Origin of the sequence: Paracoccus albicereus (genome assembly GCF_024359525.1) — a bacterium.
Taxonomy (GTDB): Bacteria; Pseudomonadota; Alphaproteobacteria; order Rhodobacterales; family Rhodobacteraceae; genus Paracoccus; species Paracoccus albicereus.
Window position 1 is genome coordinate 48,686 of sequence record NZ_JAKZEU010000003.1, and the last position, 15,476, is coordinate 64,161.

Here is a 15,476-nt window from a genome sequence, read left to right on the forward strand (position 1 = left end):
TCGGGCCTAAAGCTCGATCACGTCTAGCACGCCCGGCACCGCGCGCAGCGCCTGGCGAGCGGGCGTTGTCAGCGGTGCATCCGCATCGATCTCGATGGAGATCACGCGTCGTCCGTCACGCAGCCGCAATTGCACCGGCCCGCGCGAGCGCGTCGGCACGGTGATGTCGGTTTTGACCTTCGCCAAGGTTTCGGCAACGCGTGGCAGCGCGTCGGCTTGCGCGACCTCCACGGCCAGACACCCGGCCCCTGCATCGGCGACGAATGTCTCAAGATCGGCGGCACTGTTGGCCAGCATCTTCACATCATCGCCCGAGGGTTCGACCTTGACCTGCAGCACCACGTTCTGGCCCGGCTCAAGACGTTCGCGCGCGGCGTTCAGCAGATCCGAAAAGACCGTCACCTCATAGAGCCCGGTCGGATCGGACAGGCTGACGAAGGCGTAGGCTGTGCCTTTGGCCGACTTGCGCTCCTGCCGCGCGGCGACAGTACCCGCAACCCAGGTCACCATCGGACCCTGAGCGGCTTCCAACCGGATTTCGGCGAGTGTCTGCACCTTCTTTCGACGCAAGGCAGGCTGGTAATCGTCGAGCGGATGACCCGATAGATAGAAGCCCACTGCCTGATGCTCCTGCCCCAGCTTTTCGGCGGGCAGCCAGACCGGCGCCACCGGTGGACGGGGCGGCGGCAAGTCCTCGCCCCCGCCGAACAGAGAATTCTGGGCCGAGGCCGCCTGCTCCTGCACCGCGCCAGACCATGCCGTCAGCGCATCAATTGCCTTCAGCACACGCGACCGGCTGGGCTCCAACACGTCAAAGGCCCCGGCCCGGGCCAGCATCTCGAGCGCGCGCTTGCCGATGCGCCGCATCTCGACCCGGCGCGCAAAATCCGCAAGGTCGGTGAATACCGTGTCGCCGCGCGCGGTCTCGATCAGGCGCATCGCCTCGGCACCGACCCCCTTCAACGCGCCTAGCGCGTAATGGATGCGCCCATCGCGCACGGTGAATGTCGCGCCGGATCGGTTGACGCAGGGTGCGACGACTTCGATCCCCATCCGGTCGCATTCGCGTTTGTAGATCGCCAGCTTGTCGGTCAGGTGAATGTCGCAGTTCATCACCGCGGCCATGAATTCGACGGGATGGTTCGCCTTCAGCCAGGCCGTTTGATAGCTGACCACGGCATAGGCTGCGGCGTGCGACTTGTTGAAACCGTAATTGGCGAACTTCTCCAGCAGGTCGAACACTTCACCCGCCTTCTTCTCATCGACGCCGTTCGCGATGCTGCCCTTGATGAACTTCGGGCGCTCCTTGGCCATCTCGGCCGCGATCTTCTTGCCCATCGCCCGGCGCAGCAGGTCAGCGCCACCAAGCGTATAGCCGGCCATGACCTGCGCGATTTCCATCACCTGTTCCTGGTAAACGATGATGCCCTGCGTCTCGGCCAGAATATGATCGATGCTGGGATGGATCGATTCCAGGTCGCGAAGGCCGTTCTTCACCTCGCAATAGGTCGGGATGTTTTCCATCGGGCCGGGGCGATACAGCGCGACGAGCGCCACGATATCCTCGATGCAGGTGGGCTTCATGCGCCGCAGCGCGTCCATCATGCCCGAGGATTCCACCTGGAACACCGCGACCGTGCGCGCGCTGGCGAACAGCTCGTAGCTCGCTGGATCCTCAAGCGGGATGGTGTTGATCTGGTTCTCGGTCCCCGCGGGCGGATCATAAAGCTGCCGCCCGTCGGCCGCGACATGCAGCGGCCGGCCGCCGCCGTTGATCAGGTCGACCGCGTTCTGGATCACCGTCAGCGTCTTCAGCCCGAGGAAGTCGAACTTCACCAGACCGGCCTGCTCGACCCATTTCATGTTGAACTGCGTCGCCGGCATGTCCGAGCCGGGATCACGATACAGCGGCACCAGACGGTCCAGCGGCCGATCGCCGATCACCACGCCCGCCGCGTGGGTCGAGGCATTCCGGTACAGCCCCTCGATCTTGGCCGCGTAGTCCAGAAGGCGGGCGACCACCTCCTCCCGCGCGGCTTCGCGCAGGCGCGGCTCATCGGCCAGCGCCTTCACCACGCTGACGGGCTTCACGCCCTCGACCGGGATCATCTTCGACAGCCGGTCGACCTGCATGTAGGGCATCTGCAGCACTCGGCCGACGTCCCGGACGGCAGCCTTGGACAGCAGCGCGCCGAAGGTTATGATCTGACCGACCTTCTCGGCGCCGTACTTGCCCTGTACGTAGCGGATCACCTCTTCCCGACGGTCCATACAGAAGTCGATGTCGAAATCGGGCATCGAGACACGTTCGGGATTCAGGAACCGCTCGAACAGCAGACTGTAACGCAGGGGATCGAGATCGGTGATGGTGAGTGCGTAGGCGACAAGGCTGCCTGCGCCCGAGCCGCGGCCGGGACCGACGGGGATGGCGTGATCCTTGGCCCATTTGATGAAGTCGGCGACGATCAGGAAATAGCCGGGAAAACCCATCTGTTCGATGATGCCCAACTCGAAATCCAGCCGCGCCTGATACTCCTCGACCGAGACCGCATGCGGAATCACCGCTAGCCGGGCCTCCAACCCCTCTCGGGCCTGACGGCGCAGTTCCTCGACCTCGTTATCCGCAAACCGCGGCAGGATCGGGTTGCGCCGAGGCGCGGCAAAGGCACAGCGCTGCGCGATCTCGACCGTGTTCTCCAGCGCCTCTGGAAGGTCGGAAAACAGCGCGACCATCTCGTCAGGCGACTTGAAATAATGCTGATCGGTCAGGCGCCGACGCGGTTGGGACTGGTCGATATAGGTCTTTTCCGCAATGCAGATCAGCGCGTCATGCGCCTCGTACATGCTGGTTTCAGGGAAATAGACATCATTGGTCGCCACAAGCGGCAGGTCCAGATCGTAGGCAAGCCGGACCAGACCGGCTTCGGAGCCAGCCTCGGATGCCGGCAGCACGCCGCCTTCGCCCGGATGACGCTGCAGCTCGATGTAGAACCGGTTCGAAAACGCCTCTGCCAGCCGCGTTGCCAGCGTTTCGGCATCCGGGCGCTTGGCCTGCGCCGTCAGCCGCGCAAGAACACCATCGGGACCTCCGCTCAGCAGGATGACGCCCGCGGACGCTTCGCACAATTCGTCCAGCGTGACGTGTTGCAGATCGCCGCCCTCGCGCAGATACAGGCGGGACGACAGACCCATCAGATTCATCCAGCCCGCCTCGTCCTGCGCCAGCGCCACGACAGGGCCGCGCTGGCCCGCGACGTCCAGCGTCAGCTGGCAACCGACGATCGGCTGAACGCCAGCCTCCATCGCCTTCACGCTGAATTCCAGCGCGGCGAACATGGCGTTGGTGTCGGTCAGCGCGACGGCGGGCATGCCCATCTTGGCCGCCAGTTTCGGCAGCTTGGCTGCGTGGACGGCGCCTTCCAGCAAGGAATGCTCGGAATGCGTGCGGAGATGAATGAATCGCGGCAGATTTTCAGGCATGGCGCGACACTATCCCCGACCTGCCGAACTGTGCAATTGCCTGCCGCGCGATTTCCGGTCTATGCATGGAACGGTTTGACCAAGGGGACAAATTTGAACGCAGGCATCGTCTTTCGCGCCGAGGGGATCGGGAAATCCTATCCCGGCGTGCGCGCCAACGACGACGTGTCGTTCGATGTCCGCGAAGGCGAGATCCACGCGCTGCTGGGCGAAAACGGCGCCGGAAAATCCACTTTGGTGAAGATGATCTACGGCCTCGTCCAGCCCGACGACGGCCGGATGGAGCTGATGGGTCAGCCGCACCGGCCCAGCGATCCGCGCGCGGCGCGGGCCGCGGGCGTCGCCATGGTATTCCAGCATTTCAGCCTGTTCGACGCGCTGACGGTCGCCGAGAATATCGCCCTGGGGATGGAGAACCCGCCGCCCCGGCGCGATCTGGCGGCGCGCATCACCCAAGTCAGCACCGAATTCGGCTTGCCGCTGAATCCCGCCCGCCGCATCGTCACCCTGTCCGCGGGCGAGCGGCAACGGGTCGAGATCATCCGCTGCCTGCTGCAGAATCCGAAGCTGCTGATCATGGACGAGCCAACCTCGGTCCTGACCCCGCAGGAGACAGAGCTGCTGTTTGCGACGCTCAGAACGTTGGCCGGTCAGGGACGCGCGATCCTGTATATCAGCCACAAGCTGGAAGAGATCCGCAGCCACTGCGACCGCGCGACGATCCTGCGCGGCGGGAGGGTGGTGGATAGCTGTGATCCGCGGGCGCACTCCGCCCGCGAACTGGCGGCGATGATGGTCGGCGGCCAGATGCGCGAGATCGACCGCACGGGGCGATCGGCGGGTACGGTCCTGCTGGACCTGCGCGGCCTGACCATGGCCGCGTCCAGCGCCGAGGGCACGTCGCTGAAGGATGTCTCGCTGTCGGTCCGTGCGGGTGAGATCCTGGGCATCGGCGGCGTCGCGGGCAATGGGCAAGAGGAATTGCTGGCCGCGCTGTCGGGCGAAAGCCTGAGCGCGCCGGGCAGCGTGACGCTGGAGGGGCGCGACCTGTCGCGCGCCGGACCCGAGGCGCGCCGCGAGGCAGGGCTTCTCGCCGCGCCCGAGGATCGGCTGGGCCATGCCGCCGTGCCTGATTTTAGCCTGTCCGAAAACACGTTGCTGACCGCAGGCGGGCGCAAGGGATTGGTGCGACACGGGATGATCGACCGACCCGCCGCGCGCCGCTACGCCGAAGCCGTGATCGCCAATTTTGACGTTCGTACGCCTGGCCCCGGCACCGCCGCACGGGCGCTTTCTGGCGGTAACCTGCAGAAATTCGTGATCGGTCGCGAGGTGTTGCAGGCCCCGCGCGTGCTGGTCGTGAACCAGCCAACCTGGGGCGTGGATGCCGGGGCGGCGGCGGCTGTGCGCCAGTCGCTGCTGGATCTGGCGCGCGCAGGGGCCGGCGTTATCGTGATCAGCCAGGACCTCGACGAATTGCTGGAACTGTCCGATCGCTTCTGCGCGCTGAACGAGGGCCGCCTGTCCGCCCCACGCCCGACAGAGGGGCTGAGCCTCGATGAGATCGGGCTCATGCTGGGCGGCGCCCACGGGATGGAGGCCGCGCAGGCATGATCCGGCTGGTCCCCCGCACCGAGACCGCGCCGGTCTGGCAGGTCGCGACGCCGATCTTGGCCGTGCTGGCAACGATGATCGCGGGTGGCCTGCTGTTCGCGGTGATGGGCTACGACCCGCTGGCCGCGATCCGCACGATCTTCTGGGACCCGCTGTTCGGGCAGGCCGCCGCCTATTCCCGTCCGCAACTGCTGGTCAAGGCAGGGCCGCTGATCCTGATCGCGTCGGGACTTGCCGTCGGCTTCCGCGCCGGGATCTGGAACATCGGCGCCGAGGGGCAATACATCATCGGCGGCCTCTGTGGTGCGGGCGTCGCGTTGGCGGCTTATCCGGGCGAGCATTGGTGGCTGTTTCCAGCCATGATTGCGGCTGGTGCCGCCGGCGGATGGGCTTGGGGCATGATTCCCGCCCTGCTGCGCAACAGCTTCGGCGCGTCCGAGATCCTCGTTTCACTGATGCTCGTCTATGTCGCGGAACGTTGCGCGGCCTGGATGGCCTTCGGTCCGATGAAGAACCCCGAAGGGTTCGGCTTCCCTGGTTCGCGCAACCTGCAGCAATATCCCTCGGCAGCAAACCCCGAACTGATCGCGGGCACCGGCGCCCATTGGGGCGTGTTCGCCGCCGCGCTGGCCGTGCTGGCAACCTGGGTGCTGATGAGCCGCCATATCCGCGGGCTGCATATCCGCGCCGCCGGTCTCGCCCCACGTGCCGCGCGCTTTGCGGGTGTGCGCCCCGAAGCGCTGGTCGCCTTCTGCCTGGGTCTTTCCGGCGCGCTTGCGGGCATGGCGGGGCTGTTCGAGGTTGCGGGACCTGCGGGGCAGATCACCGACAGTTTCGGATCTGGCTACGGCTTTACCGCGATCATCGTGGCCTTTCTGGGACGTCTGAACCCGTTCGGCATCCTGTTGGCAGGACTGCTTCTGGCGCTGACCTATATCGGGGGCGAGCTGGCGCAGCTGACCATGCAGCTTCCCGCCGCGACTGTGCAAGTCTTTCAGGGAATGCTGCTGTTCTTTCTGCTGGGCTTCGACTTGCTGACCCGGTTCAGAGTGGAACGAAGGATCACTGCATGATCGATCTGACGACCCTGATCCCCGCCCTGCTGATCGCCGCGACGCCGATCCTCTACGCCGCATTGGGCGAGCTTGTGGTCGAACGCGCAGGCGTTCTGAACCTCGGCGTCGAGGGGATGATGATCGTCGGCGCGTTGGCCGGTTTCGCCGCAGCCGTGGCGACCGGCAGCCCGGCCATGGGCTTCGTCGCCGCAGCCGCGGCCGGCGCGGCCGTGTCGATGGTCTTCGCACTGCTCACGCAATTTCTGCTGGCCAATCAGGTCGCATCCGGCCTTGCGCTGACTCTGTTCGGCCTCGGCCTCGCCGCGTTGTTCGGGAAATCCTACGAAGGGGTCAAGGCGCCAGCGATGATGGCGGGACCGATGGGCCTAAACTGGATGGTCTGGATCGGGTTCGTGGCTGTCGCGGCGATCTGGTTCTTCCTCAACCGCACCCGGCCCGGCCTGATCCTGCGAGGCGTGGGCGAAAATCACGACGCGGCCCATGGCCTCGGCCATCCGGTCCGCCGCGTGCGCATCGCGGCCATCGCCTTCGGTGGCGCGATGGCGGGCATTGGCGGCGCCTTCATCTCGATCGCGATCGTGCTGCAATGGACAGAAGGGATGACTGCAGGCGCGGGATGGATCGCGCTGGCCATCGTCGTCTTTTCCAACTGGACCGCGCCCGGCGTGTTGGCCGGCGCGTGGTTGTTCGGCGGCGTCACCGCGCTTCAGCTGCGCCTGCAGGCCGCCGGCGTCGCGGTGCCCGTCCAGCTTCTGTCGATGGCGCCCTATCTTGCCACGATCATCGTCCTGACCCTGATCTCGGCCCGGCAGAAATTCAGCCGGCGCGCGGGGCTGGGCGCGCCCGGCTCGCTGGGCCAGAATTTCCACGCGCTGCGCTGAGACGCAGACCTACAACAGGAGAGAGAACCCATGAATCGCAGAGAACTGATCGCCAGCGTCGCCGCGCTGTCGGCCGTCACGCTGGCTGCCCCCGCCTTTGCCCAGGACGAGCCGCTGAAGGTCGGCTTCATCTATGTCGGCCCGGTGGGCGACGGCGGCTGGACCTACCAGCACGATCTGGGTCGGCAGGCGGTCGAGGCGGAATTCGGGGACCGCGTGGAAACCACCTTCATCGAAAGCGTGCCAGAAGGCGCGGATGCCGAACGCGCGATCACCCAGCTGGCGCTGGCCGGCAACACGCTGATCTTCACCACCAGCTTCGGCTTCATGGACGCGACCATCAACGTCGCGCAGAAATTCCCGGACGTGAAGTTCGAGCACGCCACCGGCTACAAGCGCGCCGACAACGTCGCCACCTATGACGCGCGCTTCTACGAAGGCCGCGCGGTGATGGGCACGATCGCGGGTCGGATGACGGAGTCGAACAAGATCGGCTATATCGGCAGCTTCCCGATCCCCGAAGTCATCCAGGGCATCAATTCCAGCTACATCCACGCCAAGAAGGTGAATCCCGACGTCGAGATGCGCGTCGTCTGGGCCTATTCCTGGTTCGACCCGGCGAAAGAGGCTGATGCGGCGGCAGCGCTGCTGGCCGAGGGTGTGGACGTGATCCTGCAGCACACCGACTCGACTGCGCCGATGGCCAAGCTGCAGGAAGCCGGCGCGATCGGCTTCGGGCAGGCCAGCGACATGGCGAACTTTGCGCCCTCGCCGCGGGTGTCGTCCATCATCGACAACTGGGCGCCCTATTACATCGAGCGTGTCGGCGCGGTGCTGGACGGAACCTGGGAATCCAAGGCCACCTGGGCCGGGATTGCGGAAGGCGAGGTCGAGATCGGCGAGATCACCGAGGCCGTGCCTGCCGAGGTCAAGGAAGAGGCGCTGGCGCTCAAGGACGCCATCGCCTCGGGCGAGTATCACCCGTTCACCGGCCCGCTGAACAAGGCTGACGGCACCGCCTGGCTGGCCGAGGGCGAGACGGCGAGCGACGAGGATCTGTCCGGGATGAACTTCTTCGTCGAAGGGATCACCGCGCAGATTCCGCAGTAAAATCCGGCGTCTTGCGGTTTGGGCCGGTCCTTCGGGGCCGGCCCTTTTCGTTCACGCGGCGGGCATCCGCGCCTCGACCATGCCGGCATACCAGCTTGAGCCGAAGGGGATCGCCTCGTCGCTGAAATTGTAGGCCGGGTGGTGGACCATCGCGGTGTCGCCGTTGCCGACGAAGATGTAGGCGCCGGGGCGGGTGTTGAGCATGAAGCTGAAATCCTCGCCGCCCATCATGGGGGCGACGTCGGTGTCGACGTCAGGGCTGATTCCCCGGGCGACGGCGACGGCGTGGCCGGTTTCATCCGGGTGGTTCACGGTCACCGGATAGCCGCGTTCATAGTTCACGTCGGCCTTGGCGCCGAAAGCGGCGGCGACGTTTTTCGCAACGCGTTCAATACCTTCTTCCAGCTGATCCTGGACGCCGGGATCGAGGCTGCGGGCGGTTCCCTTGATCTTCACGACCTGGGGGATGACGTTGTGGGCGGTGGAATCGGTTTCCACGACGCAGGCGGAGACGACGGCGTTCTTCAGCGGGTCGATGTTGCGCGAAACGATCGACTGGAGTGCGATGATGATCTGCGAGGCGACGACCACGGTGTCGATGCATTCGTGGGGTTTCGCGGCATGGCCGCCCTTGCCGGTGACGGTAATGTCCCACTGGTCGGCGGCGGCCATGATGCCGCCTTCGCGGATGGCGAAGCTGCCCACGGGGATGCCGGGCATGTTGTGCATGCCGTAGAATTCCTGCACGCCCCAGCGGTCGGCGAGACCGTCGCGGATCATCGCGTCGCCGCCTGCACCGCCCTCCTCGGCCGGCTGGAAGATGACGATGGCGGTGCCGTCGAAATTGCGCGTCTCGGCCAGGTACTTGGCGGCGCCGAGCAGCATCGCGGTGTGGCCGTCATGGCCGCAGGCATGCATTTTTCCCTTGGTTTCAGAGGCATAATCGAGCCCGGTCTGTTCGGTGATGGGCAGCGCGTCCATGTCGGCGCGCAGGCCGATCACGCGGCCCTTGCTGTCGGACTTGCCCTTGATGACGCCGACGACACCGGTCTGGCCGATGCCTTCGACCACCTCGTCACAGCCGAAATCGCGCAGGAGTTCGGCGACGCGGCCGGCGGTCCGGTGGACGTCGTAGAGCAGTTCGGGATGGCGGTGGAAGTCCTGTCGCCACTCGGTGATCTCGGGCAGCAATTCGGCGAAACGGTTCTTGACGGGCATGGGTCCACTCCTGTTCTGCGCGAAAGCCTAGGCCCATCCGGGACGGGTTGAAAGCCCCCTGACCGGGCCTGCGGCGCGCAACGGAGGTTAAGAAAGGATGAAGATTTCACCGCGCACCAAGCGCACGGTCCTTGTGCAACAGCGCAACAGGATGAGGCACGAAAAGCCCAGCAATTGCCGGGTTTGACGGGTCACAACCCGTACACCGCGCGTACACAGGCTGTACACAACCTGTACACAGGCTGCGAGCGAGCGGTTAGGGGATGATTAACGTGTGTTGCGTGACAAGGGTAGACACTGCTCAACCGTTAGGGTTGTATCGAATCTCGCTTCGCGCTGGCGAATTTCTAAATATATAGCCCAGGAGTAGAAAGTGACCACGTCCATCACGTTTTTCAACAATAAGGGCGGTGTCGGCAAGACTACCTTGCTTTGCAACGTAGCGGCTTACCTAGCTGAGGAGTACGAGTACGAAGTTTTAGTAATAGACGCAGATCCGCAATGTAATGCGACGCAGTATATGTTTGATGATGAAAAGCTGCAATATTTTTATGAAGAAACATCGTCATTTACTCTTTACAATATCATCAGACCATTATCTTTAGGCAAGGGCTACAGTAAGGAACTGAATGTTAGCCGTAGCCCCCGCTTCAATGTGGACGTTATACCCGGCGATCCAAGGCTGGCTCTTACCGAAGACTTACTCGCAAAAGATTGGGGGTCGGCAATTGGGGGGGATGCGCGAGGCATTAGAACGACACTTTTGTTTGCCGACCTAGTTCACCGCTGCAGTGACTATGACGTCGTGCTGATAGACGTTGGGCCATCATTGGGGTCGATCAATCGGGCGGTGCTTATTGCCACTGACTACTTCGTCGCGCCAATGTCGATTGATATTTTTAGCGTTAAAGCTATAGAAAATATTGCGACTTGGATTGAAAAGTGGCGAAAACAATGGGACGTCGGAATAGCAAATGTTGACGACCTGGAGGAAGTTGATGCTGACCTAGCTCGCGACCTGTGTTTCGCCGGATATGTTTCTCAACAATATCTCGCAAAACGCGATCGAAAAGGCACTAAACGAGCGGTAAATGCATACGAAAGGATTATGAATCAATTTGAAAAGGTTGTATCTAGCCACCTATCAAAGACTGTTCCGCTAGCCGATAGGAACGCTCCGCTTGGTTTGGGCGCAATCCCGAACCTGCATAGTATGATCCCTATGTCTCAATCTGCGCGAGCTCCCGTCTTTATGCTTAAATCAACAGATGGGGTTCGGGGGGCACATTTCTCAAAAGTAAAGGATGCTAAGACTACCTTCGGGACTGTCGCAGACGAGATTATTGAACGTATCGGGCTTGAAGAATGATTGAGTGGCCTGATCAGCTGATTAAGGACTTGTTAGCACAGCGGGTTGTAGTGTTTTAGGGAGTGGCGTTTCGCGGAATTCGGTGGGGCGTGATGGCGTGACGCGCCCTCCATTGTGGAAGGAATTCTTAAATGACGCTCTCAGTCGTCTAGGACGAAAGGGTACGCAACGCATTCGAACTGCTATTCGATCTGAAGACTATCTACATGCTTGTGAGTGGATTAAGCAAAAGATGGAGGAGAATTGGGAGCCGTATCTTCGTGAGCGATTTATAGATCCAGGATACACTCATGCAAAAATCCACCAAGATTTGTTTAGCCTCGATCAGCAAATTTATTTAACGCCAAACTTTGACGAAATTTTTGAAAACTTTGTAATTTCCGAAACTGGCGGCCAAGTCACGGTCAAGCGTTATTCCGACTCGAGCGTTCACAACTTCTTACGCGATGACCGCCAGCATATCATCAAGGTTCACGGGTCCGTCAATCACCCCGAAGAGCTCATCTTTACACATCATGACTATGCTAGAGCGCGAGTAAAGCATTCGGCATTCTATAGTGTGCTTGATGCCTGCTTGCTATCCCACACATTTTTTATTGTTGGCTGTGGAGTTTCGGATCCAGATCTTGCGCTATTGATGGAAAACCATCGTTTCAATTTTCCTCTTTCACGACCACATTATCTGGTTACTTCCTCACGAATATCCCCAGATATGACCCAGTCTCTCAAATCGAATAGAAACTTAAAGTGTCTGACGTACAACAGCCGAGAAGGTCACAAAGAACTTAATGAGTCCATCGAAGAACTGGCTGAGATGCTTGATGTTGCACGTAGCCTTCCTACAGGTGCATGATCTACCCCCTCACTCATGCGTCACCGGCTCCCGCAGCACCAGGTGCCCCGCCTCAACCTCCTCGTAGACCGACGGGACCGCCTTGTACTCGACCGGGTGGATCGGTGAGGGGATGGGCTTGAACTGCAGGTCCTCGGAGATCTTCTTCTCGCGCGGGTCGGCGACCGGGACGGCGGACATGAGCTGGCGGGTGTAGGAATGCTGCGGGTTCTCGAACACCTGGCGGCGTGAGCCCATCTCGACGATCCGGCCCAGATACATCACGCCGACCTGGTGGCTGACGCGTTCGACCACCGCCATGTCGTGGCTGATGAACAGCATCGAGATGCCGAGGTCCTGCTGAAGCTCCATCAGCAGGTTCAGCACCTGCGCCTGGACCGAGACGTCGAGCGCGCTGACCGCCTCGTCCGCGACGATCAGCTTGGGGTTCAGGGCCAGCGCGCGGGCGATGGCGATGCGCTGTCGCTGGCCGCCCGACATCTCGTGCGGGTAGCGGCGCATGAAGCTGCGGGGCAGCTCGACCCGGTCGAAGAGGGTGGCGATCTTCTGCTGGCGTTCCTTGCGATTGCCGATGCCGTAATTGGCCAGCGGTTCCGCCACCTGATCGTAGAGCTTCATGTGCGGATCGAGGCTGGCGAAGGGGTCCTGGAAGATCATCTGCATGTCGCGGCGCGCGCGGCGCAGGCCACGGGGGCTGAGGCCGATGATGTCGGTGCCGTCCAGCGTGACATGGCCGCTGTCGGGTTCCACGAGGCGCAGAAGCGAGCGGGCGACGGTGGACTTGCCCGAGCCGGATTCGCCCACCAGCGACAGGGTCTCGCCCGCGTTGATCGTGAAGGACACGTCCTCGACCGCGTGGACGCGGGCCACGGTGCGTTTCAGAAGGCCGCCCTTGACGGCGAAGCGGGTGGTGAGGTTCTCGACCTTGAGAAGCGGGCGGGGGTCCTTGGCGATGATCGGGTGCGTCGCCTCGCGCGTGCCGTCCTTCATCAGGCGCATCGGCTCGGGGTAGTCCTTGCCCTTCAACTCGCCCAGGCGCGGGACGGCGGCGAGCAGCATCTTGGTGTAGTCCTGCTGCGGAGATTCGAAGATCTGCTCGACCGGGCCTTCCTCGACCTTGTCGCCGCGGAACATGACAACGACGCGGTCGGCCATCTGCGCGACGACCGCCATGTCGTGGGTGATGAAGAGGACGGCGATCTGCTTTTCTCGTTTCAGCCGGTTGATGAGGGCGAGGATCTCGGCCTGGATGGTGACGTCGAGCGCGGTCGTCGGCTCGTCGCAGATCAGAAGGCGGGGCTCGCAGGCCATGGCGATGGCGATGACGACGCGCTGGCGCATCCCGCCCGAGAGTTCGTGCGGATACTGGTCGAGGCGGCGTTCGGGTTCGGGGATGCGAACCTGGCGCAGGATTTCCAGGGCGCGCGCGCGGGCGGCCTTCTTGTCCATGCCGCGATGCTCGATCAGGCCTTCCATCAGCTGGTCGCCGATGGTGAAGACCGGGTTCAGCGCGGTCATCGGCTCCTGGAAGATCATGCCGATCTGGTTGCCGCGGATGTCGCGCATGACGGGGGTGGACTGGGTGGCCAGATCGACCGTGCGTCCGTCGCCGCGGTCGAACATCAGGCGGCCTTCCTTGATGTCGCCGCCGCCGAATTCCACCAGCCGCATGAGCGACAGCGACGAGACCGACTTGCCGGAGCCGGATTCGCCCACCACCGCGACGCATTCGCCGGGCTTGATGTCGAAGGAGATGCCCTTGACCGCGACGACGACGCCGTCGTTGGTCTGGAACTCGACCCGGAGATCCTCGATCGAGACGAGCGGTTTGTCATCGGCCGTCATGTTCGCGGCCTGCGGTTTTTCGTCCAGCATCGTCCCTGTCCCCTTGCACGCCTGCCCACGCTAGCGGCGCTTGGCGGAAAGTCAAAGCGGCGCGCGCGGATAGGTCTTGCGTTTCAAACGACCTTGGTTTGAAGTCGGTCCATTCCGCAAGGGGGAACGGGCGAACGACAGACCACGACGAACCGGACGGCGAGACACGCGGAAAAACGCGGCAGCCGGGACCAACGGTTCGGCACGGGCAGGCAAAGATGCGCCAGCCTTGTGCCCCGCGCGGGCAACAGATCCAACAGGAGAACCCGATGACTTTGAAGACTCTGCTGATGGGGGCCGCCGCCACGATGGCGCTCGCACCCGCCGCGATGGCCGAACGTGGCGAGGACGGACAGGTGAACATCATCATGTGGCAGGCGCCCTCGACGATGAACGTCTATCTGTCGGGCGGCACCAAGGAGCTGGTCGCCTCGAGCATGACGCTGGAGCCGCTGGCCTCGTCCGAGCCGGACGGCACGCTGGTGCCGCGCCTGGCCGCCGAAATGCCCTCGATCGACAACGGTGGCATCGCCGAGGACCTGCGGTCGGTGACATGGAAGCTGAAGGAAGGGATCAAATGGTCCGACGGCAGCGACTTTACCGCCGATGACGTGGTCTTCACCGCCGAGTACTGCATGAACCCGCAGGGCGGTTGTTCGCAGCTGGCAAAGTTCGAGGGCGTCGAGAGCGTGGAGGCGGTCGATCCGCTGACGGTCAAGATCAACTTCGCCGGCGCCACGCCCGATCCGTTCGGACCGCTGGTCGGCGCCGCATCGCCGATCCTGCAGAAGGCGCAGTTCGAGAATTGCAGCGGCGAGGCCGCGCCGACCTGCACCGACCAGAACTTCAAGCCGATCGGCACCGGTCCGTTCATGGTGACGGATTTCCGCACCAACGACACGATCAGCTTCGAGGCGAACCCCGAATACCGCGAGGCCGACAAGCCCGCCTTCGCCACCGCCGTCATCAAGGGCGGCGGCGACGCGGCTGCCGCGGCGCGGTCCGTCCTGGAAACGGGCGAATACGATTACGCCTGGAACACCCAGCTTTCGCCCGACGTCATCGCCGGGATGGAATCGGCCGGGCGTGGCAAGGTCGAGGTCGCCTTCGGCAGCCTTGTCGAGCGCCTGCACATCAACCTGACCGACCCCTCGTCCTCGCTGCCCGAGGGCGAGCGTTCGACCACGGCGCATCCGCATCCGTTCATGACCGATCCCGCCGTGCGGCAGGCGCTGTCCATGGCGATCGACCGCAACGTCCTGACCGAGATCGGCTATGGCCAGGCCGGTCAGCCGACCTGCAACTACGTCCCCGCGCCTGAGGCCTGGGCGTCCGACAACACCGATTGCCTGACGCAGGATCTGGAAGGCGCCAAGGCGCTGCTGGAAGAGGCAGGCTGGGTCGCGGGCAGCGACGGCGTGCGGGAAAAGGACGGCGTGCGGCTGTCGATGGTCTATCAGACCAGCGTCAACGCGGTGCGTCAGGACTTCCAGGCGCTGATCAAGCAATGGTGGGATGAGGTCGGTTTTGAGACCGAACTGAAATCCATCGACGCCTCGGTCTTCTTCGGCAGCGATGCGGGTTCGCCCGACACCCTGCAGAAGTTCTACGCCGACGTGCAGATGTACGCCGACAACTTCGAAGGCACCAACCCCGCGCCGTATCTGGCGAAATGGACCTGCAACAAGGCACCCGGTCCGAACAACCAGTGGCAGGGCGAAAACATCAGCCGTTACTGCGACGAGGCCTATGACGCGCTGGTCGCCGAGATGGGCAACACCGTCGAGCCCGAGAAGCGCGCCGAAATGGGCCGCCAGATGAACGACATGCTGACCACCAAGGGCAGCTATGCGATCATCCCGCTGGTCTATCGCGGCACCGCCTCGGCCGTCAGCAGCAGCCTGGGCGGCGTTCAGATGAACGCCTGGGACAGCGAGCTGTGGAACGTCGCGGACTGGACCCGCAACGACCAGTAATCGATCCGGGTCGGCCCGTGGCAT

Annotated in this window: 10 protein-coding genes; 7 read left to right on the top strand and 3 right to left on the bottom strand. The window is 63.2% G+C overall.

Going from position 1 to position 15,476, the window contains the following annotated elements; genetic code table 11:
* Nucleotides 1-6: 6 nt before the first annotated feature.
* Nucleotides 7-3,480: a DNA polymerase III subunit alpha gene (dnaE, locus tag MLD63_RS09055; protein WP_255329589.1), complete on the bottom strand. Its 3,474-nt coding sequence runs from the start codon at nucleotides 3,478-3,480 to the stop codon at nucleotides 7-9.
* Nucleotides 3,481-3,573: 93 nt separating this feature from the next.
* Here dnaE and MLD63_RS09060 point away from each other — a divergent pair, with 93 nt between their 5' ends.
* The 4 genes from MLD63_RS09060 to MLD63_RS09075 are packed head-to-tail and all read left to right on the top strand — an operon-like array spanning nucleotide 3,574 to nucleotide 8,161.
* Nucleotides 3,574-5,094: an ABC transporter ATP-binding protein gene (locus MLD63_RS09060; RefSeq protein ID WP_255329590.1), complete on the top strand. Its 1,521-nt coding sequence runs from the start codon at nucleotides 3,574-3,576 to the stop codon at nucleotides 5,092-5,094.
* Nucleotides 5,091-6,167: an ABC transporter permease gene (locus MLD63_RS09065; protein ID WP_255329591.1), complete on the top strand. Its 1,077-nt coding sequence runs from the start codon at nucleotides 5,091-5,093 to the stop codon at nucleotides 6,165-6,167. Before MLD63_RS09060 ends, MLD63_RS09065 begins: the two co-directional genes overlap by 4 nt.
* Nucleotides 6,164-7,051 (top strand): ABC transporter permease, encoded by an 888-nt coding sequence (locus MLD63_RS09070; RefSeq protein ID WP_255329592.1) that lies wholly within the window; start codon nucleotides 6,164-6,166, stop codon nucleotides 7,049-7,051. The genes MLD63_RS09065 and MLD63_RS09070 overlap by 4 nt, the downstream gene beginning before the upstream one ends.
* 30 nt (nucleotides 7,052-7,081) lie before the next feature.
* On the top strand, nucleotides 7,082-8,161 hold the full coding sequence (locus MLD63_RS09075; RefSeq protein ID WP_255329593.1) for a BMP family ABC transporter substrate-binding protein: 1,080 nt from the start codon (nucleotides 7,082-7,084) through the stop codon (nucleotides 8,159-8,161).
* A gap of 51 nt (nucleotides 8,162-8,212) precedes the next feature.
* Here the strand turns inward: MLD63_RS09075 and MLD63_RS09080 are convergent, their stop codons facing one another.
* On the bottom strand, nucleotides 8,213-9,379 hold the full coding sequence (locus MLD63_RS09080) for a M20 aminoacylase family protein (RefSeq protein ID WP_255329594.1): 1,167 nt from the start codon (nucleotides 9,377-9,379) through the stop codon (nucleotides 8,213-8,215).
* A 373-nt stretch (nucleotides 9,380-9,752) separates the two neighbouring features.
* Here MLD63_RS09080 and MLD63_RS09085 point away from each other — a divergent pair, with 373 nt between their 5' ends.
* Together MLD63_RS09085 and MLD63_RS09090 are read left to right on the top strand one after the other, a co-directional pair.
* Nucleotides 9,753-10,748 (top strand): ParA family protein, encoded by a 996-nt coding sequence (locus MLD63_RS09085; RefSeq protein ID WP_255329595.1) that lies wholly within the window; start codon nucleotides 9,753-9,755, stop codon nucleotides 10,746-10,748.
* Nucleotides 10,749-10,980: 232 nt separating this feature from the next.
* Nucleotides 10,981-11,601 (top strand): SIR2 family NAD-dependent protein deacylase, encoded by a 621-nt coding sequence (locus tag MLD63_RS09090; protein ID WP_255329596.1) that lies wholly within the window; start codon nucleotides 10,981-10,983, stop codon nucleotides 11,599-11,601.
* A gap of 9 nt (nucleotides 11,602-11,610) precedes the next feature.
* Here MLD63_RS09090 and MLD63_RS09095 read toward each other — a convergent pair whose 3' ends face one another.
* On the bottom strand, nucleotides 11,611-13,476 hold the full coding sequence (locus MLD63_RS09095; protein ID WP_255329597.1) for an ABC transporter ATP-binding protein: 1,866 nt from the start codon (nucleotides 13,474-13,476) through the stop codon (nucleotides 11,611-11,613).
* 269 nt (nucleotides 13,477-13,745) lie between these two features.
* Here MLD63_RS09095 and MLD63_RS09100 point away from each other — a divergent pair, with 269 nt between their 5' ends.
* Nucleotides 13,746-15,452 carry a peptide ABC transporter substrate-binding protein gene (locus MLD63_RS09100; protein WP_255329598.1) on the top strand — a complete coding sequence of 569 codons (1,707 nt, stop codon included), beginning with the start codon at nucleotides 13,746-13,748 and terminating at the stop codon, nucleotides 15,450-15,452.
* The last annotated feature ends 24 nt before the right edge of the window (nucleotides 15,453-15,476 follow it).

Coding starts and splice junctions, on each gene's coding strand:
- MLD63_RS09075 (WP_255329593.1), top strand. CDS start 7,082: ATGAATCGCAGAGAACTGATCGCCAGCGTCGCCGCGCTGTCGGCCGTC.
- MLD63_RS09090 (WP_255329596.1), top strand. CDS start 10,981: ATGGAGGAGAATTGGGAGCCGTATCTTCGTGAGCGATTTATAGATCCA.
- MLD63_RS09070 (WP_255329592.1), top strand. CDS start 6,164: ATGATCGATCTGACGACCCTGATCCCCGCCCTGCTGATCGCCGCGACG.
- MLD63_RS09100 (WP_255329598.1), top strand. CDS start 13,746: ATGACTTTGAAGACTCTGCTGATGGGGGCCGCCGCCACGATGGCGCTC.
- dnaE (WP_255329589.1), bottom strand. CDS start 3,480: ATGCCTGAAAATCTGCCGCGATTCATTCATCTCCGCACGCATTCCGAG.
- MLD63_RS09080 (WP_255329594.1), bottom strand. CDS start 9,379: ATGCCCGTCAAGAACCGTTTCGCCGAATTGCTGCCCGAGATCACCGAG.
- MLD63_RS09065 (WP_255329591.1), top strand. CDS start 5,091: ATGATCCGGCTGGTCCCCCGCACCGAGACCGCGCCGGTCTGGCAGGTC.
- MLD63_RS09095 (WP_255329597.1), bottom strand. CDS start 13,476: ATGCTGGACGAAAAACCGCAGGCCGCGAACATGACGGCCGATGACAAA.